The organism is Achromobacter dolens, assembly GCF_902859745.1.
Classification (GTDB): Bacteria; Pseudomonadota; Gammaproteobacteria; order Burkholderiales; family Burkholderiaceae_B; genus Achromobacter; species Achromobacter dolens.
The window spans coordinates 45,340-67,976 of record NZ_CADIJW010000024.1 but is presented as its reverse complement, the minus strand read 5'-3'; the positions used below and the strand labels follow the sequence as shown (position 1 = coordinate 67,976).

General features: G+C 68.8%; 24 protein-coding genes and 1 riboswitch. Of the genes, 12 read left to right on the top strand and 12 right to left on the bottom strand.

All coding sequences use genetic code 11. The features are described 5' to 3' along the window. Positions 1-6: 6 nt before the first annotated feature. Positions 7-1,827, bottom strand: coding sequence for a biosynthetic-type acetolactate synthase large subunit (gene ilvB / locus HV783_RS17475; protein ID WP_109421647.1), 1,821 nt, complete (start codon positions 1,825-1,827; stop codon positions 7-9). A 93-nt stretch (positions 1,828-1,920) separates the two neighbouring features. Here ilvB and HV783_RS17470 point away from each other — a divergent pair, with 93 nt between their 5' ends. Then, entirely contained in the window at positions 1,921-2,391 is a 471-nt protein-coding gene (locus tag HV783_RS17470; protein ID WP_175189567.1) for an Lrp/AsnC family transcriptional regulator, read from the top strand. A 34-nt stretch (positions 2,392-2,425) separates the two neighbouring features. Here the strand turns inward: HV783_RS17470 and HV783_RS17465 are convergent, their stop codons facing one another. Continuing rightward, positions 2,426-3,346 carry a bestrophin family protein gene (locus HV783_RS17465; RefSeq protein WP_054504561.1) on the bottom strand — a complete coding sequence of 307 codons (921 nt, stop codon included), beginning with the start codon at positions 3,344-3,346 and terminating at the stop codon, positions 2,426-2,428. A 109-nt stretch (positions 3,347-3,455) separates the two neighbouring features. Here HV783_RS17465 and HV783_RS17460 point away from each other — a divergent pair, with 109 nt between their 5' ends. After that, positions 3,456-3,983: an SET domain-containing protein gene (locus HV783_RS17460; protein ID WP_006389476.1), complete on the top strand. Its 528-nt coding sequence runs from the start codon at positions 3,456-3,458 to the stop codon at positions 3,981-3,983. 500 nt (positions 3,984-4,483) lie between these two features. Then, positions 4,484-4,641: riboswitch (FMN riboswitch) on the top strand. Between the two features lie 108 nt (positions 4,642-4,749). Further along, positions 4,750-5,469 carry a 3,4-dihydroxy-2-butanone-4-phosphate synthase gene (ribB, locus tag HV783_RS17455; protein ID WP_020925723.1) on the top strand — a complete coding sequence of 240 codons (720 nt, stop codon included), beginning with the start codon at positions 4,750-4,752 and terminating at the stop codon, positions 5,467-5,469. A gap of 57 nt (positions 5,470-5,526) precedes the next feature. On the opposite strand, the gene HV783_RS17450 is transcribed toward ribB, so the two are convergent. Beyond that, entirely contained in the window at positions 5,527-6,735 is a 1,209-nt protein-coding gene (locus tag HV783_RS17450) for an MFS transporter (RefSeq protein WP_175189566.1), read from the bottom strand. A 151-nt stretch (positions 6,736-6,886) separates the two neighbouring features. Here HV783_RS17450 and HV783_RS17445 point away from each other — a divergent pair, with 151 nt between their 5' ends. Continuing rightward, complete coding sequence (locus HV783_RS17445) at positions 6,887-7,558, top strand: TetR/AcrR family transcriptional regulator (protein WP_054504498.1); 672 nt, start codon at positions 6,887-6,889, stop codon at positions 7,556-7,558. A 42-nt stretch (positions 7,559-7,600) separates the two neighbouring features. On the opposite strand, the gene HV783_RS17440 is transcribed toward HV783_RS17445, so the two are convergent. The 6 genes from HV783_RS17440 to HV783_RS17415 form a co-directional block, all read right to left on the bottom strand. After that, positions 7,601-8,098, bottom strand: a complete 498-nt coding sequence (locus HV783_RS17440) for a nucleoside 2-deoxyribosyltransferase (RefSeq protein ID WP_175189565.1) — start codon at positions 8,096-8,098, stop codon at positions 7,601-7,603. A 4-nt stretch (positions 8,099-8,102) separates the two neighbouring features. Continuing rightward, positions 8,103-8,672: a flavin reductase family protein gene (locus HV783_RS17435; RefSeq protein ID WP_064523354.1), complete on the bottom strand. Its 570-nt coding sequence runs from the start codon at positions 8,670-8,672 to the stop codon at positions 8,103-8,105. A gap of 11 nt (positions 8,673-8,683) precedes the next feature. Next, positions 8,684-9,139 carry a nuclear transport factor 2 family protein gene (locus HV783_RS17430; protein ID WP_054504495.1) on the bottom strand — a complete coding sequence of 152 codons (456 nt, stop codon included), beginning with the start codon at positions 9,137-9,139 and terminating at the stop codon, positions 8,684-8,686. 180 nt (positions 9,140-9,319) lie between these two features. Continuing rightward, entirely contained in the window at positions 9,320-9,931 is a 612-nt protein-coding gene (locus HV783_RS17425; RefSeq protein WP_144656302.1) for an NAD(P)-dependent oxidoreductase, read from the bottom strand. A 169-nt stretch (positions 9,932-10,100) separates the two neighbouring features. After that, positions 10,101-11,027 carry a 2-dehydropantoate 2-reductase gene (gene panE / locus HV783_RS17420; RefSeq protein WP_175189564.1) on the bottom strand — a complete coding sequence of 309 codons (927 nt, stop codon included), beginning with the start codon at positions 11,025-11,027 and terminating at the stop codon, positions 10,101-10,103. Between the two features lie 226 nt (positions 11,028-11,253). Beyond that, positions 11,254-12,168 (bottom strand): VTT domain-containing protein, encoded by a 915-nt coding sequence (locus HV783_RS17415; protein WP_175189563.1) that lies wholly within the window; start codon positions 12,166-12,168, stop codon positions 11,254-11,256. A 449-nt stretch (positions 12,169-12,617) separates the two neighbouring features. On the opposite strand from HV783_RS17415, the gene HV783_RS17410 reads away from it, so the two are divergent. The 8 genes from HV783_RS17410 to HV783_RS17375 all read left to right on the top strand — a co-directional run bounded on the left by HV783_RS17410 (position 12,618) and on the right by HV783_RS17375 (position 19,875). Further along, positions 12,618-13,649: a BMP family protein gene (locus HV783_RS17410; RefSeq protein ID WP_175189562.1), complete on the top strand. Its 1,032-nt coding sequence runs from the start codon at positions 12,618-12,620 to the stop codon at positions 13,647-13,649. Further along, positions 13,646-15,175 carry an ABC transporter ATP-binding protein gene (locus HV783_RS17405; protein WP_175189561.1) on the top strand — a complete coding sequence of 510 codons (1,530 nt, stop codon included), beginning with the start codon at positions 13,646-13,648 and terminating at the stop codon, positions 15,173-15,175. The genes HV783_RS17410 and HV783_RS17405 overlap by 4 nt, the downstream gene beginning before the upstream one ends. Before the next feature lie 31 nt (positions 15,176-15,206). After that, the gene (locus tag HV783_RS17400; RefSeq protein WP_049070390.1) at positions 15,207-16,280 is read left to right on the top strand and encodes an ABC transporter permease; all 1,074 of its coding nucleotides are present in this window, start codon (positions 15,207-15,209) and stop codon (positions 16,278-16,280) included. Between the two features lie 10 nt (positions 16,281-16,290). Beyond that, complete coding sequence (locus HV783_RS17395) at positions 16,291-17,241, top strand: ABC transporter permease (RefSeq protein ID WP_054418758.1); 951 nt, start codon at positions 16,291-16,293, stop codon at positions 17,239-17,241. A gap of 16 nt (positions 17,242-17,257) precedes the next feature. Further along, on the top strand, positions 17,258-18,532 hold the full coding sequence (locus tag HV783_RS17390; RefSeq protein WP_175189560.1) for an amidohydrolase family protein: 1,275 nt from the start codon (positions 17,258-17,260) through the stop codon (positions 18,530-18,532). Between the two features lie 14 nt (positions 18,533-18,546). After that, on the top strand, positions 18,547-18,765 hold the full coding sequence (locus HV783_RS29660; protein WP_144657069.1) for a type VI immunity family protein: 219 nt from the start codon (positions 18,547-18,549) through the stop codon (positions 18,763-18,765). A 115-nt stretch (positions 18,766-18,880) separates the two neighbouring features. Beyond that, positions 18,881-19,243, top strand: coding sequence for a hypothetical protein (locus HV783_RS17380; RefSeq protein WP_049070384.1), 363 nt, complete (start codon positions 18,881-18,883; stop codon positions 19,241-19,243). Next, the gene (locus HV783_RS17375; protein WP_116791251.1) at positions 19,243-19,875 is read left to right on the top strand and encodes an ATPase; all 633 of its coding nucleotides are present in this window, start codon (positions 19,243-19,245) and stop codon (positions 19,873-19,875) included. The genes HV783_RS17380 and HV783_RS17375 overlap by 1 nt, the downstream gene beginning before the upstream one ends. 214 nt (positions 19,876-20,089) lie before the next feature. On the opposite strand, the gene HV783_RS17370 is transcribed toward HV783_RS17375, so the two are convergent. The 3 genes from HV783_RS17370 to HV783_RS17360 form a co-directional block, all read right to left on the bottom strand. After that, the gene (locus tag HV783_RS17370; protein WP_054504490.1) at positions 20,090-20,527 is read right to left on the bottom strand and encodes a hypothetical protein; all 438 of its coding nucleotides are present in this window, start codon (positions 20,525-20,527) and stop codon (positions 20,090-20,092) included. A 561-nt stretch (positions 20,528-21,088) separates the two neighbouring features. Further along, positions 21,089-21,475 carry a RidA family protein gene (locus HV783_RS17365; protein WP_175189559.1) on the bottom strand — a complete coding sequence of 129 codons (387 nt, stop codon included), beginning with the start codon at positions 21,473-21,475 and terminating at the stop codon, positions 21,089-21,091. Further along, a complete protein-coding gene (locus tag HV783_RS17360; protein WP_175189558.1) occupies positions 21,472-22,635 on the bottom strand; it encodes an NAD(P)/FAD-dependent oxidoreductase in 1,164 nt (387 codons plus the stop codon). The genes HV783_RS17365 and HV783_RS17360 overlap by 4 nt, the downstream gene beginning before the upstream one ends. Between the last annotated feature and the right edge of the window lie 2 nt (positions 22,636-22,637).

Here is a 22,637-nt window from a genome sequence, read left to right as displayed (position 1 = left end):
GCCGGCTCAGGTCGTCTCGTCCTGGTACCAGACGCCTTCGGCCAGCATCATCTTGTGATGGCCATGGCCGGCCGGCATCATGGGGAAGCAGTTCTCCTGCGCCGTCACCGCCACGTCGAGGAAGTAGGGGCCGTCGTGCGCCAGGCATTCGGCCAGCGCCGCGTCCAGTTGCGCCGGGTCCTCGACCCGCGCCGCGCCCCAGCCGAAGGCCCGCGCCAGCGCCACGAAGTCGGGCAGCGAGGCGTTGTAGCTGTGGCTGTAGCGGCCGCCGTGGATCAGTTCCTGCCACTGGCGCACCATGCCCATATAGCCGTTGTTGCACAGCACGACCTTGACGGGCGCCTGGTGCTGCATGGCGGTGGACAGCTCCTGGATGTTCATCAGCACCGAGGCGTCGCCGCTGACGCACACCACGGTCTTGTCCGGATGCGCGACCTGCGCGCCGATGGCGGCCGGCACGCCGTAGCCCATGGTGCCGGCGCCGCCGGACGTCAGCCAGCGGTACGGCTGGTCGAAGCGCAGATACTGCGCGGCCCACATCTGGTGCTGGCCGACGTCGGTCGAGACGATGGCGTCGCGACCCGCCAGCGCCGCGTTCAGGCGCGACATCAGGTGCTGCGGCAGGATGGCGTCGGCCGCCGGGGTGTAGCCCAGGCAGTCCTGCGCGCGCCAGGCCTGCACCCGCGCCCACCACGGCGCCAGACGCGCCGGGTCCAGCGGCTCGCCCAGCTCGGCCTGCAGGGCGCGCACCAGCGGCAGGCAGTCGCCCACCAGGGCCACGTCCACGCGCACCACCTTGTTGATGGAAGCGGGGTCGATGTCGATGTGGATCTTGCGCGCATGCGGGCAGAACTCGGACAGCTTGCCGGTGATGCGGTCGTCGAAGCGGGCGCCGATGCAGACCACCAGGTCGGCGTTGTGCATGGCCAGGTTGGCCTCGACGGTGCCGTGCATGCCCAGCATGCCGACGAATTGCGGGTCGGAGGCGGGGAACGCCCCCAGGCCCATCAGCGTCAGGGTGCAGGGCGCGCCGCTGGCGCGCACCAGCTCGGTGAAGGCGGCGCAGGCCTCGGGGCCGGCGTTCACCAGCCCGCCGCCGCCGTAGAAGATGGGGCGCTTGGCCTGGGCGATCAGCGCGGCGGCGCGGCGCACCGCCGACTGCGGCAGCTTGGGCGCCAGCTTGCCCGACTGGCGCCGCGCGCGCAGCGCCGCCAGCTTCTGCTGCGACGGGGTGTAGTCGTCGCCGTCCGCGTCGCGCGGCACGGCCAACTGCACGTCCTTGGGGAAGTCCAGCAGCACCGGGCCGGGCCGGCCCTGGCGCGTCAGTTCGAAGGCGCGGGCGGTGACGGCGGCGACGTCGTCCACCGAGCGCACCTGGGTGTTCCACTTGGTCACGGAACGCGAGATGCCGATGGCGTCGCATTCCTGGAAGGCGTCGGTGCCGATGGCGCTGGTGGCGACCTGGCCGCTGATGCACAGCACCGGGATCGAGTCGCACATGGCGTCCAACAGGCCCGAGGTCGTGTTGGCCATGCCGGGGCCGGAGGTCACGAACACCACGCCGGTGCGGCCGGTGGTGCGGGCGTAGCCCTCGGCGGCATGCACGGCGGCCTGCTCGTGGCGCACCAGCACGTGGCGCAGGCGCGGCTCCGCATAGAGCGCGTCGTACAGCGGCAGCACGGCGCCGCCGGGATAGCCGAACACGGTGTCCACGCCGTGCGCAATCAGCGTTTCCAGCAGAATCCTGGCCCCATTGGCGGGGGGAGTTTCAGGGGCGGCAAGCGCGGCGGCGACGGAGGGGTGCAGGCGATCGTTCATGCTATCCATCTTATTGGGAATCCGGGAGAATATTTATCTTCTTTTCCACGCATTGCCGGCAAACGCAGTAAATTTATCTTTGGAGCGGAGGAATCAAAGAAAATGAACCTGGACAAGTTTGATTTGGCGATTTTGCGCGTGCTGCAAGAGAACGCCCGCGCCAGCCTCAACGACATCGGCGCGGCGGTCGGCCTGTCGTCCACGCCCTGTTGGAACCGGATCAAGCGCATGGAGGCAGCCGGCGTGATTCGCGGCTACACGGTCGACATCGACCCGGCCAGCCTGGGCTTCATGGACACCGTCATCGTCCATGTCACGCTGGAGAGCCACAGCGAGGAAACGCTGTATGAATTCGGGCGGGCGCTGGCGCAGATACCGGAAGTGCTGGAAGCCTTCCTGGTGTCGGGCGACTACGACTACTACATCCGCATCGCCGTGCGCGACACCCGCGACTACGAGCGGCTGCTGCGCGAGCGGTTGTACCGCATCCCCGGCATCCGCCACAGCAAATCCTGCTTCGTATTGCGCCGCCTGAAGGAAACCATGCTGCCGCTGAACGGCCCGACGACCTGAACGAGCGCGGCCGGGCGACCGCGCCGCGGCGATGTCAGTGCAGCACGCAGTCCACCGGCTGCGCCGGCTCGGGCAGCGGCCGCACGCCCAGCCCGTCCAGCAGGTCGATCTCGATCACCCGCGCCAGCGCCGACAGCGGCAGATCGTTTTCCTCCAGGCCGAACGGGTCTTCCAGCTCGTCGCCCAGCGCGTCCAGCCCGAAGAAGGTATAGGCGATGATGGTGACCGCCACCGGCATCAGGTATTCCAGCGTGCCCACCAGCCCGAACGGCAGCAGCAGGCAGAACAGCCAGGCCGTGCGATGCAGCAGCAGCGAATAGGCGAACGGCGTCGGCGTGTACTTGATGCGCTCACAGGCCGCCTGGATCGCCGCGCACTGCGCCACGCGCTGGGTCAACGCCTGATAGAGGATGTCGGTCAATTCCCCGCGCCGCAGGCAGGCCGCCAGGTCGCGGTTGATCGCCAGCAGCAGCGCGTCGGGCACATTGCGATTGCCCGCCAGCGTATCCAGTTCCTCCGGCTGCACCCAGGGCCGCACGGCCGCCAACACGTCCTGGTCTCGCAGCCGCGCCGCCAGCGCATAACCGAAGCCGATGCAGCGCCGCACCAGCCTTTCCTGCACCGGATTGGCGGTGCTGGCCGCCAGCAGCACCGCGCTCTCGCGCGCCAGGCTGCGGGCCTGCACGATCAGGTCGCCCCATTGCTTGCGCGCTTCCCACCAGCGGTCGTAGCAGACGTTGTTGCGAAACCCCATGAACACCGACAGCGCCAGCCCGAACAGCGAGAACGGCACCGCCGACAGGTGCGTGGGCGAGAACCATTGACGGTGGTACATCCACACCACCACGCACGACAGCAGCGTAATGACCAGGATGCGGCTGAAGATGCGGGGAATGATCGAACCGCGCAAAACAAAGAACAAACCCAGCGCGGAAGGACGCGGACGGACAATCATGGTGCGGGTAAACAAAGAAACGAGGCGGCGCCCACTATACGCCTGTCATCCTGTCATGAGCGCGCCGATATAATTCTGTTTCGTCTCACCGCCACACTGCCGCCACTCAATGACCTCCGAAGACACCCCCATCAAGCCCTGGTACGTCGTGCGCCGCTCCAAGCTGCACGGCAACGGCGTCTTCGCCGCCCGCAAGATTCCCGCGGGCACCCGCATCATCGAGTACGGCGGCGCCCGCATCAGCGCCAAGGAAGCCGACCGTCGCCACCCCACCAACCCCGACGATCCCTTCCACACCTTCTTCTTCGCCCTCAGCTCCGGCCGCGTCATCGACGGCGGCGACCAGGGCAACGACGCCCGCTGGATCAACCACTCCTGTGAGCCCAACTGCGAGGCCCAGGAAGGCAAGCACGGCAAGCGCGTCTACATCGTCGCGCTGCAGGACATCCCGCGCGGCACGGAACTCTCCTACGACTACGGCCTGGTCCTGGACGGCCGCATCACCAAGGCCCTGAAGGAAGGCTACAAATGCCTCTGCGGCACCCCGCCGTGCCGCGGCACGATGCTGGCGCTGCCCGAAAAGAAGAAGAAAAAGAAAAAGGCTGAAGCGCCCGCGGAACCGGAAACCACGAAGTAAGCAAGCGGCGAGGGCGCCAACAGCGCAGCCACAACGGCCGCGCTCGCCCAACACCCGGCCGCCAGCCACGCCAGCCCGGCACCGCCCCGCCGCAAGACACCCAAACGCCAAAGAAGGCCGCCCGCGCGGCCGCCTTTGGCGACCCCGCACCCCCCTCCGACCCACCCCGGCTCTTGGCCAAAACGCCAAGCAAGCCACCCGCCCCCACGCCCGTGAAGTGACCACCGACCGAGCCGGGGGTGGCGGGGCTTGGGGGGAGCGGGGCGTGTAGATGCGCCCAACGGAAACCGAAGGGAGCCGAAGGCGGACGAGGTTGAGGCAGGGGCAGTCCGGAGCGAACGCTCCGGACCGCAATCGTAGCCCCGCTCCCCCCAAGCCCCGCCACCCCCGGCGTCTTAAGAACCCACCCCCACCCAAAACCCCACCCGCAACAAGCATATTCAGCACCACCCCCAAGACCAGCGTAAAATCCCCGATGTCGTTAACACGACAAACAAGCAGTACGTCTTCAGGGCGGGGCGAAATTCCCCACCGGCGGTATGCCAAGCAACTTGGCGAGCCCGCGAGCGCCCGGCGTCCTTCACGGAGGACACCGGGGTCAGCAGATCTGGTGAGATGCCAGGGCCGACGGTCACAGTCCGGATGAGAGAAGATGTGCCGTCACACGCCCCCTGTCCGCGTCCCATACGCGCGGGCAATCGGTTTGCGTTCGGCTGTCGATTAGCCCTGAAACGTTTTTCGCCCACTTTTTCGCGAGAGCGTTTCAATGTCCAACGTTACCCTTACCCCGCAGTCCCCCATCCCCAGCCTGGCCGCCCAGCCCTTCGCCGCGCGCCTGCAACGCGCCCTGCATCACCTGCGCCTGGGCCGTCCCGTCATCCTCATGGATGACTTCGACCGCGAAAACGAAGCCGACCTCATCGTCGCCGCCGACAAGCTGACCGTGCCCGTCATGGCCCAGTTGATCCGCGACGGCAGCGGCATCGTCTGCCTGTGCCTGCCCGGCGAAACCCTCGACCGTCTCGACCTGGCCCCCATGGTCCAGCGCAACCAGAGCCGTTTCGCCACCGCCTTCACCGTCTCGATCGAAGCGCGCGAAGGCGTCAGCACCGGCGTGTCGGCCGTCGATCGCGTCACCACCATCCGCGCCGCCATCTCGCCCACCGCCCAGGCCGAGGACATCGTCAGCCCCGGCCACGTCTTCCCGCTGCGCGCCCAACCCGGCGGCGTGCTGACCCGCCGCGGCCACACCGAAGGCTCGGTCGACCTGGCCACGCTGGCCGGCCTGCGTCCCGCCGGCGTGCTGTGCGAACTGATGAACGCCGACGGCACCATGATGCGCGGCGCTGCGCTGGAGCGCTATGCCGCCCAGCACGGCCTGGTCGCCCTGACCATCGCCGAACTGGCCGACCACCTGCAGCAACTGCGTGACGGCCAGGCCCAGCCGGTCGATGACGAAGTGCTGGAAATGGCCGCCACGGTCTGAACGAAAAAGGCGCCCGCAATAGCGGGCGCCTCGATCGTCAAACCAGTCTTCGGACGCTTAGGCGGCGGCCACCCGGCCCCGCAGCGCCATCGCCACGAACACCGCGCCCAGCGCGCACGCACCCCCCAGCGCATAGACCGCCCCATAGCCCCGCATCCCGGCCAACCAGCCGGCCGCGGGACTGGCGATGCCCAGCGCCACGTCCAGGAACGCCACATACGCCCCCATGGCCGCGCCGCGGCTGGCCGGCGGCACGCGCCGCACCGCCTCCACGCCGAAGGCCGGGAACGCCAGCGAATAGCCCGCGCCGCTCAACAGCGCGCCGGCAAACGCCCACGCCGGCGTCGGGCCCATCCAGATCAGCCATTGGCCGGCCGCCTCGATCAGCACGCACACCAACGCCACGCGCGCGCCGCCCAGCTTGTCGGGCAACCCCGCGAAGAACAGCCGCGCCACGATGAAGCCGACCCCAAACAGGCTGAACATCCACGCGGCGCCGTCCCAGCCGCGCTGCGCGAACAGCAGGCTGATGAAGGCGGTGATGACGCCGAAACCCACGCTGGTCAGCGCCAGCCCCAGGCCCGGCAGCATCACCATGCCCAGCACACGGTAGAACGGCGTGCGCAAGCCGCCGGCCGCCGGCACGCCGCGCTGTGGCAGCACCAGCGCCAACGCCAGCACCGGGATGAACACCGTGGCCCAGGCGATGCCTTCGAAACCGGCTGCGCCGTAGAGACGCATGCCGGCGGGCGCGCCCAGCCCGAAAGCGGCGTAGATCGCCACGCCGATCCAGGCCATCACTCGGCCCGCGTTCTGCGGTCCGACGCGGCCCACGCCCCAGCTCAGCGCGCCGGTGACGATCAGGCTTTCGGCGCAGCCCATGAGGGCGCGGCCGGCCATCAACGCGGCCAGCGCCGCGCGTGGTTGCGGGGCCAGCGTATCGGCCAGCAGGTAGAGCAGGCCGGCCGCCGACCCGAGCAGAAAACCGGTGACCACCGCGCGCCTGGCGCCGCGACGATCGGCCAGCGAACCGGACCAGGCGCGCGACAGCAGCGCCGCCGCGAACTGCAGGCCGGCCACGATGCCGACCACCAGCGCGCCCTGCGCCAGCACGCCGTCGACGTACAGCGGCAGCACCGGCATGGGCAGGCCGACCATGAAAAAGCCGACGAAGACCGCCAGCGCCAGGGGCAATATCTGCATGAAAACGGGACGCGCGGTCCCGCCGGCCGCGGGCAGCGCCGTGGCCGTCGATGCATTCGACATGAGGATTCCTTGAAAGGGGGAAGCGGCACCGCATGGCCGGCTCGCCGTAATCGACGATGGCATAATCGGCCGGTGCTCGACGCAATTCCAGTTGCGTATCGAAATTTTATGAGCCGGTGCTCAGGTTTGAAACTCGCTTTCCCCGAACCCAATGACATCCATCCCGCAGCCCCGTAAATCGCCGCGCCAGCAGCGTTCGCAACAGACCGTGGACACCATTTTGCAGGCGACAGCTCGCGTTCTGGCCGAGCACGGCTACGCAGGCACCAACACCAACCTGATCGCCGAGACCGCCGGCGTCAGCGTCGGCTCGCTGTATCAGTACTTTCCCAACAAGAATGCGCTGATCGCGGCGCTGCACGACCGCCATGACCAGCAGATGCTGGCGCTCATCGACGAGGTGTTGGACGGCAGTCCCGCGGCGACGCTGCGCGAGCGGGTCGCGGCGATCGTCGCCGCGTCGCTGCATGCGCATCTGCTGGAGCCAGCGCTGCACCGCGTGCTGGAGCGGGAATTCCCGCTGTTCGACCAGCCGCGCGAACACAGCCGCGCCGACCAGGACATCCACCGGCGCATGCGCCACCTGCTGGAACTGCATCGCGAGGAGATCGCGCAGCAGGACCGCGAGCTGGCGACCTACGTGGTGCTGCGCATCATGGAATCGTTGGTGCACGCGGCGGCGCTGGAGCCGCCGGCCGGCTTGAGCCCGCAGCAACTGGAGCGGGCGGTGGTGGATGCGGTGATGGGATACCTGGGCATGCCGCCCCCCGCCGCCAAGGCCCGGCCCGTGCGCGCGGCGGCCCGCAAGGCCGGCGCGGCCTGACACCACGCGAGGAACGCGCGCCGACGGCGCGGCGCCGGCGTCCTAGCCGCGCGCCATGCGCGCCAGGCAGTCGGCCGCGTCGCCCACCACGATGCGGGCGCTGCACGCCAGCATCAGGTTCAGGTTAAGGCCGAAGTCTTCGACCGTGCAGCCCTGTGCGTCCACCGCGCGGTCCGGATCGTCGGCGGCCACGCCGACCGCGACCTGCTGGCGCACGCTGCCGGCTTGCGCCGTATAGCCCCACACCGGCTTGCCCAGGGCGATCGCATAGCCGACCTCGAAGGCCGTGCCCGAATCCGGTTCTGCGCCGCGGAACGTATTGAGATTGGCCATGACCAGGTCGGCGCGCTGGATCATCGCCACGTTGGCCCGGTAGATCCATTGCGCCAGGGCGGCGCCGGACAGGCCGACTGGCGCCGCGTTGTCCAGCGGGTACAGGCCTTCGAAACCATGCGCGGCGGCCAGCGCCTTGAGCCGCTCGCCGTGCGCCACGGCATCGGGCAGGAAGACGTCGAAACCGGCCAGGTAGACGCGGCGCACGGGCTTACTCCGGATCGGCAACCGAGAACGCTTCGCCGGTGGCGAAGAACGAACCGCCCGCGACGTAGTGCACCGAGCGGCGCGCGTCGTCATCGAAGTGCCAGCGGTTGCCGGAGAACACGTCGGGCGCGGCCCAGGCGGCCACCACCTCGCCGATGAACAGGTCATAGGCCTGCTGGTTGTGCGGCTCGGGCACCACCTTGCATTCGAGCCAGCCGAGGCAGCCTTCGATCAGCGGCGCGCCGATCTTGCTGGCGGGGAAGGTGCCCAGGCCGCTGGCCTTGAACTTGTCTTCATCGCGCCCCGAGTGCGAGCCGACCTGCAGGGTGGCCTGGGCCTGCGCGCGCGACGGGATGCACAGCGCGAATTCGCCGGAAGCCTCGATCAGCGTGCGGGTGTAGGTGTTCTTGTCCACCACCACCAGCATCTTGGGCGGGCTGAAATCCAGCGGCATGGCCCACGCCGCGGCCATGACGTTGCGTTCGCCGCCGTAGGCGCTGGTGACCAGCACGGTGGGACCGTGGTTCAACAGCAGGTAGGCGCGGGGCAGGTCGACGGGTTCGATGGCGGACATGGGCAGCCTGTTCAGAACATGCCGTTCTTGTTGGCGGGGTTTTCAGGGATTTCCTGGCTCACGTCCCAGTGCTCGACGATCTTGCCGTTCTCGACGCGGAAGATGTCGACCACGGCCTGGCCGCGGTCTTCGGGCGATTCGCGCCACAGGTTGTGGATCACCACCAGGTCGCCCTCGGCGATGACGCGTTTGATGTCGACGCTGGCCTGCGGGTGCTGCTCAAAGTAATGGGGGAAGAAATCCACCATCGGCTCGACGCCGTCGCGCATGTAGGGATTGTGCTGGGTGTAATTGTTCCTGGCGACATACAGGCGCACCGCCTCGTCGATCTCGCGGTCCTGGAACATCATGCGGAAGAACGCCACCACGATGTCCTTGTTCGACTGCGGCGCGGCGGCCTGGACCGGGGCCAGACAGGTGGCAGCCAGCAGCAAACACAGGGCCAACGATTTCAACTTCATGCTCATACTGACTACTCGGGTCGTGCGCCGGTTTGGCGGCCTGCCAGTTTACAAACAAAACCGGCTGAATCGACCCTGCCGCCAGTGCGGCCTTGCCCGAAAAGCGGACGCCCCCCCGGGGCGGGCGAGGGCCGTGGGCGGCCGGCTATCGCATGCAAACAACACCGCGCCACGGCCTGCGGGATATCAATAACCGACGGTGAAGCGGCGGCGGGAATGCCGGGGCGTCTCGATTTCGTCGGCCAGGGCGATGGCGTAGTCTTCCATCGAGATCCAGCTCTTGCCGGCCTCATCGACCAGCAGCGTGTCGTCGCCGATGCGGAACTTGCCGGTGCGCTCGCCCGGCTCGAACAGCGCGGAAGGCGACAGGAACGTCCAATTCAGAACCTTTTCCTGACGCAAGGCGTCCAGGAACACCACGCCGCCGCGGGCTTCCGGCTTGTACGCGTCGGGGAATTCGGGGGTGTCGATCAGCATCTTGCCCGGCGCCACTTCCAGGCTGCCGGCGCCGCCGACCACCAGCAGGCGCGGCACGCCCGCGTCCTTCACGGCGGCCAGCAGCGGCTTGGCGTCGGCCGACACGAAGCGCGAGGCGCTGACCACCGCATCGTGGCCCTTGAGCAGCGGCGTCAGGCCGTGCGGATCGGTGGCGTCGCCCTGGGCGATGGTCAGGCCGGGCTGGGGATTGACGTCGCCCGGGTTGCGGGCGATGCCGGTCACCTGGTGGCCGCGCTTGAGTAGTTCGTCCGCCACGCGGGAACCCACGCGGCCGGTAATTCCGATCAAAGCGATTTTCATGGTCTTGCTCCTTGGAGGGTGGGCGCCGGGCGGGGGCCGCGAGTTGCGGTCCTTGCCTGCCCGGGCTCAGGCAAAGCCATACTATTCGGCCCGACGGCATCCAGGAACCCACGGGCATGGAAGAGTTTTTTGCAATCCATGCACCAATCGGATTCCCGTTCCTTTGGCCTCAAGCCGCGGCGCGCTGCGCCTGGTAGACCTGCAAATGCGCGTAGGCCGTGCGCAGCGTGGTGGCATCCACCGCCAGCGTGCGCGCGCGCCGCACCATGTCGCCGACGATGTGGTCGGCCTCGACCGGCAGGCCCTGGCGCAGGTCGCGGAACATCGAGGCGGTCATGGCCTGGGACGGGTCGGTCAGGATCTTGAGCGCGTTGGCGTCGGCCTCGGGCCGCACCGCGTGGCCGCTGGCGGCGGCAACCGCCTGCGATTCGCGCAGCAGGCCGCGCACGATGTCGGCGCCGTCGTCGGTGGCGGCGATCTGGCCGACCGTGCCGCGCATCAGGCAGGTGGCGGCGGCCAGCGTCGTCAGGAACACGTATTTTTCCCAGATGTCCTGGTAGATGCCTTCGCTCAGGCGGCTGACGTATTCGCCGCCGGCCAGGGCCTCTGCCAGCGCCTCGCAGCGGGCGCTGCGGGCCGGGCCGGCGCGTTCGCCGAAGACGATGCTGGCGTGCTTGCCCAGGTGGATCACCTGGCCTTCGGGGCCGAGCGTGGCGTTGATCTGGCACAGGCCGCCCAGCACGCGGTGCGGCTCGAATTCGCGGTCCAGCACGTCGTACTGCAGCACGCCGTTCATGATGGGCAGCACCGCGGTGTCGGGGCCCACGGCGGGGCGGATGGCGTCGATGGCGCTTTGCAGGTCATAGGCCTTGCAGCTGAGCACCACCACGTCGTAGAAGCCCTTCAGCGTGTCGGCGGTGGCCAATTGCGGCTGCAGCGTGGCGTCGCCGAACGGGCTTTCGATGCGCAGGCCCTGCTCACGCAGGCGCGCGGCGCGGGCCTCGCGCACCAGGAAGGTCACGTCCGCGCCCGCCTGGGCGGCGCGGCCGCCGAAATAGCCGCCGGTTCCACCGGCGCCCAAGAACAACAACTTCATGCCTGTCTCCCTGGCCCGTCAAAGGCGCGGGCCGATGGAGCCATTATGCGCCCGTGGCGGCGCCGGGCGCGGACCGAAACCGCGCGGGCGCCCATGGCCCGGACAGACGCCGGCGCGGCCCGCCAAAGGCCCGCATCCAGGTGGGTGGAGGTAGAGGGGAACGATCGCGGGCGGAGCGCCCGCGTGACCTGCGACCGGCTGCCGCCGTCAGGCCCCCGGCACGATGTCAGGCCGAGTGCGCGTGGCGCGCCCAGGCTTCGTAGCCGCCGCGCAGCGCCCAGGTCTTGGGGTAGCCGGCGGCGCGCAGGCGCGCGGCCAGCATCGCGGCCGAAACCTCGTTGGGGCAGGCGCAATAGACCACGATATCGGCCTCCTCGCTGCCGGCTTCAAGCGCCGGCAGCGGGGCGCGCAGGTCGACGGCGATGGCGCCGGGGATGCGGTCTTCCTCGCGCACCGCCTCGGGGCGCACGTCGAACACCAGCGCCTGGCGGCCGTCCTGGCGCCACTGCATCAGCTCGTCCACCGACAGCCGCGGAATCACGCGCAGGTGGCGCTTGAGAACCCAGCGCCGCAGGGCGCGGGCGATGATGTACAGCGCCAGCACCGCCGCCAGCAGGGCCAGCCCCATGGGGCCGTAAGTGCCCAGCACGTCCAGCACGTCGTTGACCACGCCGTGGAACAGGCCGCCCAGCAGCAGGGCCGAGCCCGCCCAGATCATGGCGCCCACCAGGTCATAGGCCAGGAAACGGCGGTACGGCGTGCCGGTCAGGCCGGCCATCACGGTGGACAGGGCGCCGGCGCCGGGCAGGAACTTGCACACCAGCAGGGCGCGCACGCCGATGCGCAGGTACAGGCGCTGGGTCTGGCGGATGCAGGAATCCTGCGACAGCGACATCCTGCAGATCACGCCCAGCAGGCGCGAGCCGTAGCGCTGGCCAGCCGCGTACCAGAGCGAGTCGGCCAGCAGACAGGCGACGGTGGCCGCCAGCCACGGCACCAGCCAGCCGGCCGCGCCGGCCAGGGCGCCGGCGGCGATCAGCATGGGATAGGCGGGCACGGGCAGGCCCGCCTGCTCGACCAGCACGTTGGCGAAGACGAGCCAGCCGCCGTACTGCTCGAGCAGCAATTGAATGTCTTGCATGATGGATTCCGGCTTGCCGCGCACGGGCGCGGCGCTATGCGGGAATTTTAGGCCCGCGGCCGCGCCGATAGCCGCATGGCGATAGGCCTCCAGGGCCTTTCGGGCCCATTTCAGCCGCAACAGGCTGTTCCACGCCGAAAAGTGTCCACGCACCGCAACGGTGCGCACCATGCTGGTGCCACGCTTGGCCGCCAGGGTGCCTATAATCGCGCCCGGCCATCAGGATTCCCCCGACTTGTCGCGGGAATGCCGCATGGCATACAACTTGCTTCGCCAGGACTGGCCGCGAACCCGCCCATTCGGATGGGGCGCGCCGCCCCGGCGCTCCCCCATCCGATGACCGATCCCACGCCCTCGACCCCGCCCGCCCACGCGTGCCGCACCGCGACGCCCGGACATCGCCGCCATTCCTCCCATTCCCTTTCCATCCCCGCGAAGGAGACTTGCGCATGAAATCCCTTTCCCTCCCGGCCACCGGCGGCATCGCCCGCCGTGGCCTGCTGAAGCTGGCCGCGGCCGCCGCCGGCGCGCTGCTGCTGTCGGCTGGCGCCCAGGCCCAGGCGCCCGCCAAGACCAAGGTTGCCGCCATCTACACGGTGCCGGTGGAACAGCAATGGGTGTCGCGCATCCACAAGGCGCTGACCGCCGCGCGCGACCGGGGTGAAATCGAATACACGTTCTCGGAAAACGTCACCAACGCCGACTACGAGCGCGTCATGCGCCAGTACGCCGAGCAGGGCAACAAGCTGGTGGTGGGCGAGGCCTTCGCGGTCGAGGCCGCAGCCCGCAAGGTGGCCAAGGACTACCCGCAGACCGCCTTCCTGATGGGTTCGTCGGGCAAGCCGCAGCAGCCCAACTTCTCGGTGTTCGACAACTACATCCAGGAACCGGCCTACCTGACCGGCATGATCGCCGCCGGCATGAGCAAGACCGGCAAGATCGGCCTGGTGGGCGGCTACCCCATCCCCGAAGTGAACCGCCTGATGCAGGCCTTCATCGAGGGCGCCAAGGAAATAAACCCCAAGACCGAATTCACCGTGACCTTCATCGGTTCGTGGTTCGATCCCCCGAAGGCCAAGGAAGCCGCCTTCGCCATGATCGACAAGGGCGCGGACGTGCTGTACGCCGAGCGCTTCGGCGTGTCGGACGCCGCCAAGGAACGCGGCAAGCTGGCCATCGGCAACGTCATCGACACCCAGCCGCAGTACCCCGAGACCGTGGTGGCCTCGGCGCTGTGGAGCATGGAGCCGACCATCGACGAGGCGCTCAAGCAGGTCAAGGCCGGCACCTTCAAGGCCGCCGACTTCGGCCAGTACTCGCTGATGAAATACAAGGGTTCGTCGCTGGCGCCGCTGGGCACCTTCGAAAGCAAGATCCCCGCTGACCTGATCGCCAAGGTGCAGGCCAAGCAGAAGGCCATCCTGGACGGCAGCTTCAGCGTGCAGGTCAACGACAAAGAACCCAAGTCGTCGGCACGATGAATCAAGCGCCTCTCGCCCTGCGGCTGGCAGGGATCACCAAACGCTTCGGCAGCCTGACGGCCAATGACGATGTCTCGCTGACGCTGGCGCAAGGCGAAGTGCTGGCCCTGCTGGGCGAGAACGGCGCCGGCAAATCGACCCTGGTGTCGATCCTGTTCGGCCATTACGTGGCCGACGCCGGCAGCATCGAAGTCTTCGGCCAACCCTTGCCGCCGGGCCGGCCCGACGCCGCGCTGGCGGCGGGGGTCGGCATGGTGCACCAGCACTTCACGCTGGCCGACAACCTGACCGTGCTGGACAACATCATGGTCGGCACCGAGTCGCTGTGGAAGCTGGCCTCGGGCCGCGGCCCGGCGCGCCGCCGCCTGGTGGAACTGGGCCAGCGCTTCGGCCTGGGGGTGGATCCGGACGCGCGCGTCGGCAGCCTGTCGGTGGGCGAGAAGCAGCGCGTCGAGATCCTCAAGGCGCTGTACCGCGGCGCCAAGGTGCTGATCCTGGACGAGCCCACCGCCGTCCTCACGCCGCAGGAAGTGCAGGACCTGTTCGCCACGCTGCGCGGCTTCGTCGACGAGGGCCTGGCCGTCATCTTCATTTCGCACAAGCTGGACGAGGTCATGGCCGTGTCGCGCCGCGTCGCGGTGCTGCGCCAGGGCAAGCTGGTGGCCGAGCGCGACACCGCCGCCACCACGCCGGCCGAGCTGGCCGAGCTGATGGTGGGCCGCAAAGTCGCCATGCCGCGCGCCGAAGCCATGGCGGCGGCCGGCCAGGCCGCGCCGGTGGTGACGCTGTCGCAGGTCACCGTGCGCGACCCGCGCGGCGGCGCGCCGCGCCTGGACAGCCTGGACCTGGTGGTGCACAAGCATGAGATCGTGGCCATCGCCGGCGTCGCCGGCAACGGCCAGCAGGCGCTCGTGTCGGTGCTGACCGGCCTGCGCCAGCCCGCCGACGGCACCATCCGCCTGGGTCCGGAGCACGCGGCCGCCCCCACCACGCCGGCCGGCTGGACCGCCGCGCACGTGGGCCGCATCCCCGAGGACCGCCACGGCGAAGGCATGATCGGCGACAGCCCGCTGTGGGAAAACGCCATCGTCGAAGACCTGAAGGACCCGCGCTTCTCGCGCTTCGGGCTGATCCGCGCCAAGGCCGGCCGCGCCTATGCGGCGGCGCTGGCCAAGCAGTTCGACGTGCGCGCCGCCTCGCTGGATGTGCGCACCCGCAGCCTGTCGGGCGGCAACATGCAGAAGCTGATCCTGGGCCGCACCCTGGCGCGCGAACCGCGCTTCATCGTCGCCGACCAGCCCACCTGGGGCCTGGACATCGGCGCGGTGGCCTACGTGCGCGAACAGTTGCTGGCCGCGCGCCGGCGCGGCGCCGGCATCCTGCTGGTGTCGGAAGACCTGGAAGAGATTTTCGCGCTGGCCGACCGCATCGCGGTGCTGTGCGGCGGCAAGCTGGTCGCCGACAAGCCGGTCGCACAATGGACGCCCGCCACCGTCGGGCTGGCCATGACGGGCACGCGCGCCTGACGCCGTGCCCCCTCTACTGAGCATTTCTCGAATGAAACTGATCCTGGAACGCCGCCCCGAGCCCAGCCGCGCCGCGCTGGCCCTGGCCCCGATCGCGGCCATCCTCTTTACGCTGGCGGTGTGCACGCTGCTGGTGGCCTGGGCCGGCGCGCCGGTGGGCCGCACCTACGCGCTGCTGTTCGAAGGCGCGTTCGGCTCCAAGTTCGCACTGTCCGAAACCCTGACGCGCGCCACGCCGCTGATGCTGACCGGCCTGGCCTGCGCCGTGGCGTTTCGCGCGCGCTTCTACAACATCGGCGCCGAAGGCCAGTTGTACCTGGGCGCGCTGGCCGCGGTGGCGGTGGGCGGCCTGCATGACGGCACCGGCTTCGATCTGCCCCTGCCGGCGCTGTTCGGCGGCATGATGCTGGCGGCGGCGCTGGCCGGCGCCTTGCTGCTGCTGATCCCGGCGCTGCTCAAGACGCGCCTGGGCGTGGACGAAGTGGTGACCACGCTGCTGGGCAACTTCATCGTGCTGCTGTTCGTCTCGATGATGCTGGACGGCCCCATGAAGGACCCGATGGCGATGGGCTGGCCGCAATCGGTCGCGCTCAACCCCGACCTGGAGCTGGGCAAGCTGATCGAGCGCACCCGCGCCCACACCGGCCTGCTGTGGGCCGCCGGCCTGGCGCTGGGCCTGTGGCTGCTGAACCGCTACACGGTGTTCGGCTTCCAGATGCGCGCGGTCGGCGCCAACGCCCACGCCTCGCGCTTCCTGGGCCTGCCGGTCAACCGCGTGATGCTGGGCACGGCCATGCTGTCGGGCGCGCTGGCCGGACTGGCCGGCGCCATCGAGGTGGCCGGCCGCACCGGCTACGTCACGCTCGACATGTCGCCGGGCTACGGCTACACCGGCGTGGTGGTGGCCATGCTGGCCGGCCTGCATCCGCTGGGCGTGATCCTGGCCAGCGTCTTCGTGGCCGGCATGCTGGTGGGCGCGGACAGCATGAGCCGCGCCATCGCGGTGCCGAACTACATCGCCGACGTCATCGTCGCCACCTCGTTGCTCGCCATGCTGGTCGCGACGCTATTCGCGCAGTACCGCCTGCGCCGCAACCGGGCTTGAGGAGCACGCCATGGAATGGATGGACCTGTTGAGTTCCGCGGCCTTCTGGGTCGCGGTGTTGCGGCTGGCGACGCCGCTGATCCTGGGCACGCTGGGCGTGCTGCTGTGCGAGCGCGCCGGCGTGCTGAACCTGGGCATCGAAGGCATCATGGCCGCCGGCGCCTTCACCGGCTGGCTGGTGGTGTACCTGGGCGCGCCGCTGTACGTGGGCGTGCTGGCCGCCGCGCTGGCTGGCGCCGTATTCGGCCTGCTGCACGCGGTGCTGACGGTGCCGCTGGGCCTGTCGCAGCACGTCTCGGGCCTGGGCGTGACACTGCTGGCCACCAGCCTGAGCTACTTCGCCTACCGCGTCACGTTTCCCAGCGTGAACACGCCGCCCACCATCACGCCGTTCGCCGAAATGAAATTCCTGGACGGCATTCCGCTGATCGGCCCGGTGCTGGCCGGGCAGACGCCGATGACGCTGCTGGCGCTGGCCGCGGTGCCGATCCTGGCCTGGGTACTGAACCGCACCCCGGTCGGCCTGGCGATCCGCATGGTGGGCGAGAACCCCGCCGCCGCCGAGGGCCAGGGCCTGTCGGTGACCAAGCTGCGCATGGGCGCCATCGTCGCCGGCTCGGCGCTGATGGGCGTGGCCGGCAGCTTCCTGACGCTGGCGGCCTTCAACGCCTTCTTCTTCAACATGGTCAACGGCCGCGGCTGGGTCTGCGTGGCGCTAGTGGTGTTCGCCTCGTGGCGGCCTGGCAAGGCGCTGCTGGGCGCGTTGATCTTCGCCTTCTTCGACGCGCTGCAACTGCGGCTGCAGCAGGGTGGGGCGGCGCTGCCGGGGCTGCCCGAGCTGCCCTATCAGGTCTACCTGATGCTGCCCTATATTCTGTCCATCCTGGCCCTGGTGGTGATGGCGCGCCGCGCCGCCTACCCGCAGGCCCTGATGAAGCCCTACCGCAAGGGCGAACGGTGATCCACAAGGTTTGACTATGCTCGATCTGATCCTCAAGAACTGCACGCTGCCGGACGGCCGCCAGCACATCGACATCGGCGTGGCCCAGGGCCGCATCGCGGCGCTCGAACCGGCGCTGAAGGCCGAGGCCGCGCAGACCATCGACGCCGCCGGCCAACTGGTGACTTCGCCGTTCGTCGACGCCCACTTCCACATGGACTCGACCCTGTCGTTCGGGCTGCCGCGCGTGAACCAGTCGGGCACGCTGCTCGAAGGCATCGCGCTGTGGGGTGAACTCAAGCCGCTGCTGACGCAGGAAGCGCTGGTCGAGCGCGCGCTGGCCTATTGCGACTGGGCGGTGGCGCGCGGCCTGCTGGCGATCCGCTCGCACGTCGACGTGTGCGACCCGCGCCTGCTGGCGGTGGAAGCGCTGCTGCACGTGCGCGAGCAGGTCAAGCCGTACCTGGACCTGCAACTGGTCGCCTTCCCGCAAGACGGCGTGCTGCGCGCGCCTGGCGCGCTCGATAACCTGAAGCGCGCGCTGGACATGGGCGTGGACGTGGTCGGCGGCATTCCGCACTTCGAGCGCACCATGCAGGACGGCGCCGAATCGGTGCGCATCCTGTGCGAACTTGCGGCCGAGCGCGGCCTGCGCGTGGACATGCACTGCGACGAAAGCGACGACCCGCTGTCGCGCCACATCGAGACGCTGGCCTATCACACGCAACGCCTGGGCCTGCAGGGCCGCGTCACGGGCTCGCACCTGACCTCGATGCACTCGATGGACAACTACTACGTGTCCAAGCTGATCCCGCTGATGCGCGAGGCCGGCGTGTCGGCCATCGCCAACCCGCTCATCAACATCACGCTGCAGGGCCGCCACGACACCTATCCGAAGCGCCGCGGCATGACCCGCGTGCCCGAGCTGCTGGCCGCCGGCGTGCCGGTGGCCTTCGGCCACGACTGCGTGATGGACCCCTGGTACAGCCTGGGTTCGGGCGACATGCTGGAAGTGGCGCACATGGGCCTGCACGTGGCGCAGATGACCGGGCAGGACGCCATGCGCGCCTGTTTCCAGGCCGTCACGGCCACGCCGGCGAAGATCCTGGGCCTGGACGAGACCGGGCTGGAAGTGGGCAAGCGCGCCGACATGGTGCTGCTGCAGGCCCGCGACCCGGTCGAGGCGCTGCGCCTGCGCGCCACGCGCCTGATGGTGTTGCGCGCCGGGCAGGTGGTGGCGACGACGCCGCCGGCCACGGCGACGTTGAACCTGCCGGGGCGACCGGGGCAGGTGAGTTTTCAGGTGCGCTGAGGATGTAGGGGGGACTGGCCCATGGCGGCTTCGGCTTTGTGCTGTCCCCCTCCGAATGGAACAGCGACCAACCGACAGAAGCCTTTGCGTCAGAACAGGCCCGCGGCGTTGACGTGGGGGCACCCGTATTCTCCGCCATGGTGCTCAAACCCGACACGCTCAAGACGGTGTCTTGGGTCACCGCAACCAATCGCGACATGGTGACGCGGCACGGTTTATCCGTCCCCATATAAGAAGGGGTCCGCATGCGCGGTCCCAGAGGGCAATTAGTGATAAAAGGCCAAAAAGGGTAAAATTGACCAATAGGCCATCAAGGCCGATTCGAAAGCCCTCGTTGGGAGAACGATCATGGCTGCTTCCGCATTGCTCGCTGAACCTATCGCCCGCCTGCCGGCGAAGCCTGCTTCGGCAGTCAAGAAGGACGGCTGGCGGGGTGTCGTCCGCAGTCTTGCCGCCGCCGAAGGAAAGCTCGTCGTCACGAACCACGATGAGCCGGAGGCCGTGATCATGACGGTGGCCGAGTACACGCGCATCATAGACGCGCTGAACGCTGCCCAGGCCGCCGTGCCGGACCCGGTCGAAGAACTGCGCCGCAGCTTCGATCAACGACTTGCCGCGCTGTCCGCCCCCGACGCGGCTGAGCGCCTGCGAAGCGTTATGCGCAACCCAGGCCCGTTGGCTGGCCGAGTTAAGGCCGGCTCCACGTTTTGATGGAACGCCCAATTCTGTATGTGCTGGCGGGAGTGAATGGCGCCGGCAAAAGCTCAGTGGGCGGCCATATCCTGACTCAGGCCGGCATGGCCTGGTTCAACCCTGACACCTTCGCTCGTGAGCTTGTACAGCGCTTGGGCCGGTCCCAAGATCAGGCCAATGCGGAAGCGTGGGCGGAAGGGGTGCGGCGGCTGGACGCGGCAGTCGCGGCGGGCGGGTCGTTCGCCTTCGAGACCACCCTGGGCGGCCAGACTATCGTGGAAAAGCTCATCGCCGCGGCGTCGACCCACGATGTGCTGGTCTGGTACTGCGGCCTGCGCGACGCCGAGCACCATATTGCGCGTGTGCAGGCCCGGGTGGCGCGCGGTGGCCACGACATCCCCGAAGAACGCATCCGCGAGCGCTGTAAGACGTCCTACCGCAATCTGCTGAAATTGATGCCGCACCTGGTCAGTCTGCGGGTCTACGACAACAGCGTGGACGTAGAGCCTGGCGAGGCCGTACCTGAGCCGGCTCTGGTCCTCTACGTGGACGATGGCCAGGTGCTCTATCCCACTTCGCTAGCGGAGATGCGGGACACGCCCGATTGGGCGAAGCCGCTCGTTGAGGCCTCGTTGTCGGCCAGCGAGTAGTGCAGCCTGCGTACCGACGGTGGGGGGGCCGTGTTCTTTACCTCCCGAACATCCAGCGTGCCCGTCCCGAGCGCGTTTCGGCCTTCCAGCGCCGCGCGCTCGCTGCTGGATATCGCCGCGCCGACCAAGGTCGTGTTTCGCGCGATATCCAGTTGGAAGCCGCCGTCGCCCGCCTTCAGGCCGACCTGCTCGCTGGCGGATCGAAAGTCGCTGTTCATCCGGCCTTGGGCGACGTTGCCCGACACCGAATCCTGGCCCGCGTTTCCAGGAACTGCCCGACCTGCTTCTGAGCCTCCGACGCAATCTCGAACCCCGCCTCGATCTTCTCCTTGTCGAAGATCGGCTTGAGCGCATTCAACGTATCCGACGACGTGTCGCGATTCAGCGCGGCGACCGTTTGCACCGCCGTCATCCCCGTCAAATCCTGCTGCGCGGCCTCATCACGGATCACGACGCTGCCGCCGCTGATCGCGCTGCGCGTGGTCGAGCTGGCATTGCCGGAAGCGCGCGCGACAACAGGCAGGCCCGCCGACGCCCCGCTCTTGTCGCCCGGGTCCCGCGCCTTGTCGGCCCCGCCCGCCGCCTGGCCACCGAGATCGGCAGGGTCTGCGCCAGCACGGGAGTCCAGACCTGCGAGAAGACCACGGACCATACGATCAGGGAACGGAACTTGGACATCATGCGTACTCGGTTGAACCGAGGATGGGCTGGCGTTGTGAATGTCTCGACAACGCAAGGCGGCGGGGTTCCGGCGTCGTCCCCGCCCACATAGGCGCGCCAGCGCTTGCCCGTGCCGGGCTTGATGATGATGATGTCGGAGTCGCCCAGTTCAGGGCCGGGCGCGCGGCGGCGGCGAACCCAGGGCACAGCGTCAGGCTGGCGGCGCTGTGCGCGGCGGCCCGCTTGTGACGCCGCCAGCCTCGCCGCGCACCATGATGGCCGCGGCAAGAGGGCTCGATATTGCGGATGAAAACCTGACCGGCTGGCACGCTACGAATTCCCGAGGGCCGGACTTGCCGGCCCATCCAAAGCACTTCCTTGTCAACGCGCCGATTATCAACAGCGAGGAAGCGCAATACCGGGAAAATGCATCGCGGAGTAACGAAATAAGGCGTGTCCGAGGCCGGACCTCGCCTTCACCCGCCGCTGTCAGGGTCGCGACGGGAGGCCACTCGAAAGATCCGGCAGCACGCTGCCGGATCGTTGTGGCCGGTCAGGCTTCCGACGCCGGCCCGCCGACGTATCCCGGCCGCTTCGCGGCCGTGACGATGATCTCGACCAGCAGATCGGGCGAGGCCAGCTTGGCCTCGCAGGTCGCGCGCGTCGGCAGCGCATTGGCCGGGGCCCACTCGGCCCACACCGCGTTCATGCCGGCGAAATCGCGCTCGATGTCCTGGAGCCAGATCTGCACCGACAGCAGCCGGGTCTTGTCCGAATCGGCCCGCGCCAGATAGCCGTCGATCTTGGCCAGCACGTCGCGCGTCTGCGCGGCGATGCCGCCTTCGGCCGACGAGGTCACGCCCGCGACGTACACGGTGTTGCCGTGAATCACGATGCGGCTCAGGCGCTCGTTGGAATCCTTGCGCACGATGTCATTCATGAGTGCTGCTCCTTTGAAGTGGATGCCGGCGCGCCCGCGGCGCCGGCGAAACGATCGATGGCGAACGGCGCGATCGGTAGATCGGTCACGCCAGTGGTGATCAGATCGGCCATGATACGGCCGACGATCGGGCCCAACTCGAAGCCGTGGGCCGAGAAGCCGAAGGCGTGGAAGGCGCTGTCGTAACGCTGGCTGCGCCCGATCACCGGGATCTCGTCGGGCATGGCGGCCTCGATGCCGGCCCAGCCGCGGTTCACGACCGCTTGCCGCATGTGCGGAAACAGGTCGCAGACGGTGCGCGCGCCCTCGGCCAGTGAACGGAAGTCCAGCTCGGTCCATTCCGCGTCGCGATCGACCCAGGCGCGGCGGCCACCGCCGATCAGCACGGTGCCGTTGGCGCGCTGCTTGAACGACAGCGGCCGGCCGGTGCCCAGCACCACCGCATCCAGGAAATGATCCATGCGCAGCGTCACCAGCATCATCGGGCTGATTGCGATTAGCGGCACCGGCTCGCCCCATTCGGCGGCGATGCGGTCCGCCCAGGCGCCGGCGCAGTTGAGCACCTGCGGCGCGGTGTAGACGCCGGCGTCGGTTTCGACCCGCCATTGCCCATGCTCATGCACGGTGCGCAGCACGCGCACGCCTTCCACGAAGCGCGCCCCCAGGCTGGCGGCCTTGCGGCGGAACGCCAGCGTGGTGCGGTAGGGATCGGCGGCGGCGTCCTCGCGCGCGATCAGGCCGCCTTGCACCGTGGGCGTCAGCGCGGGAATCATCGCCAGCAATTCGTCACGGTCGATCCATTGTTCATGCGTGTAGCCATGCTGTTGCATGGTCGCCAGGCGCGCGCGCAGCGCCGCCGCGTCGGCCTCGTTCTCGGCCACGCGCACCTGCCCATGCTGTTCGAAACCGCAATCGTCATCGACCAGCTCGCCAATGCGATACCAGAGCTCGCGCGAGGCCAGCGCCAGCGGCACTTCGGCCAGGTGCCGCGCCAGGGTGCGCACGCCCCCGGCGTTCACGCCCGAGGCGTGGCGGCCGACGTAGTTCTTTTCGATCACCAGCGCCGGCACGCCGGCGCGCGCCAGGTGCAGCGCCGCCGAACTGCCGTGCAGGCCGCCGCCGATGATGATGACGGCGGCCGAGCGCGAAGCGTCCGTCATGG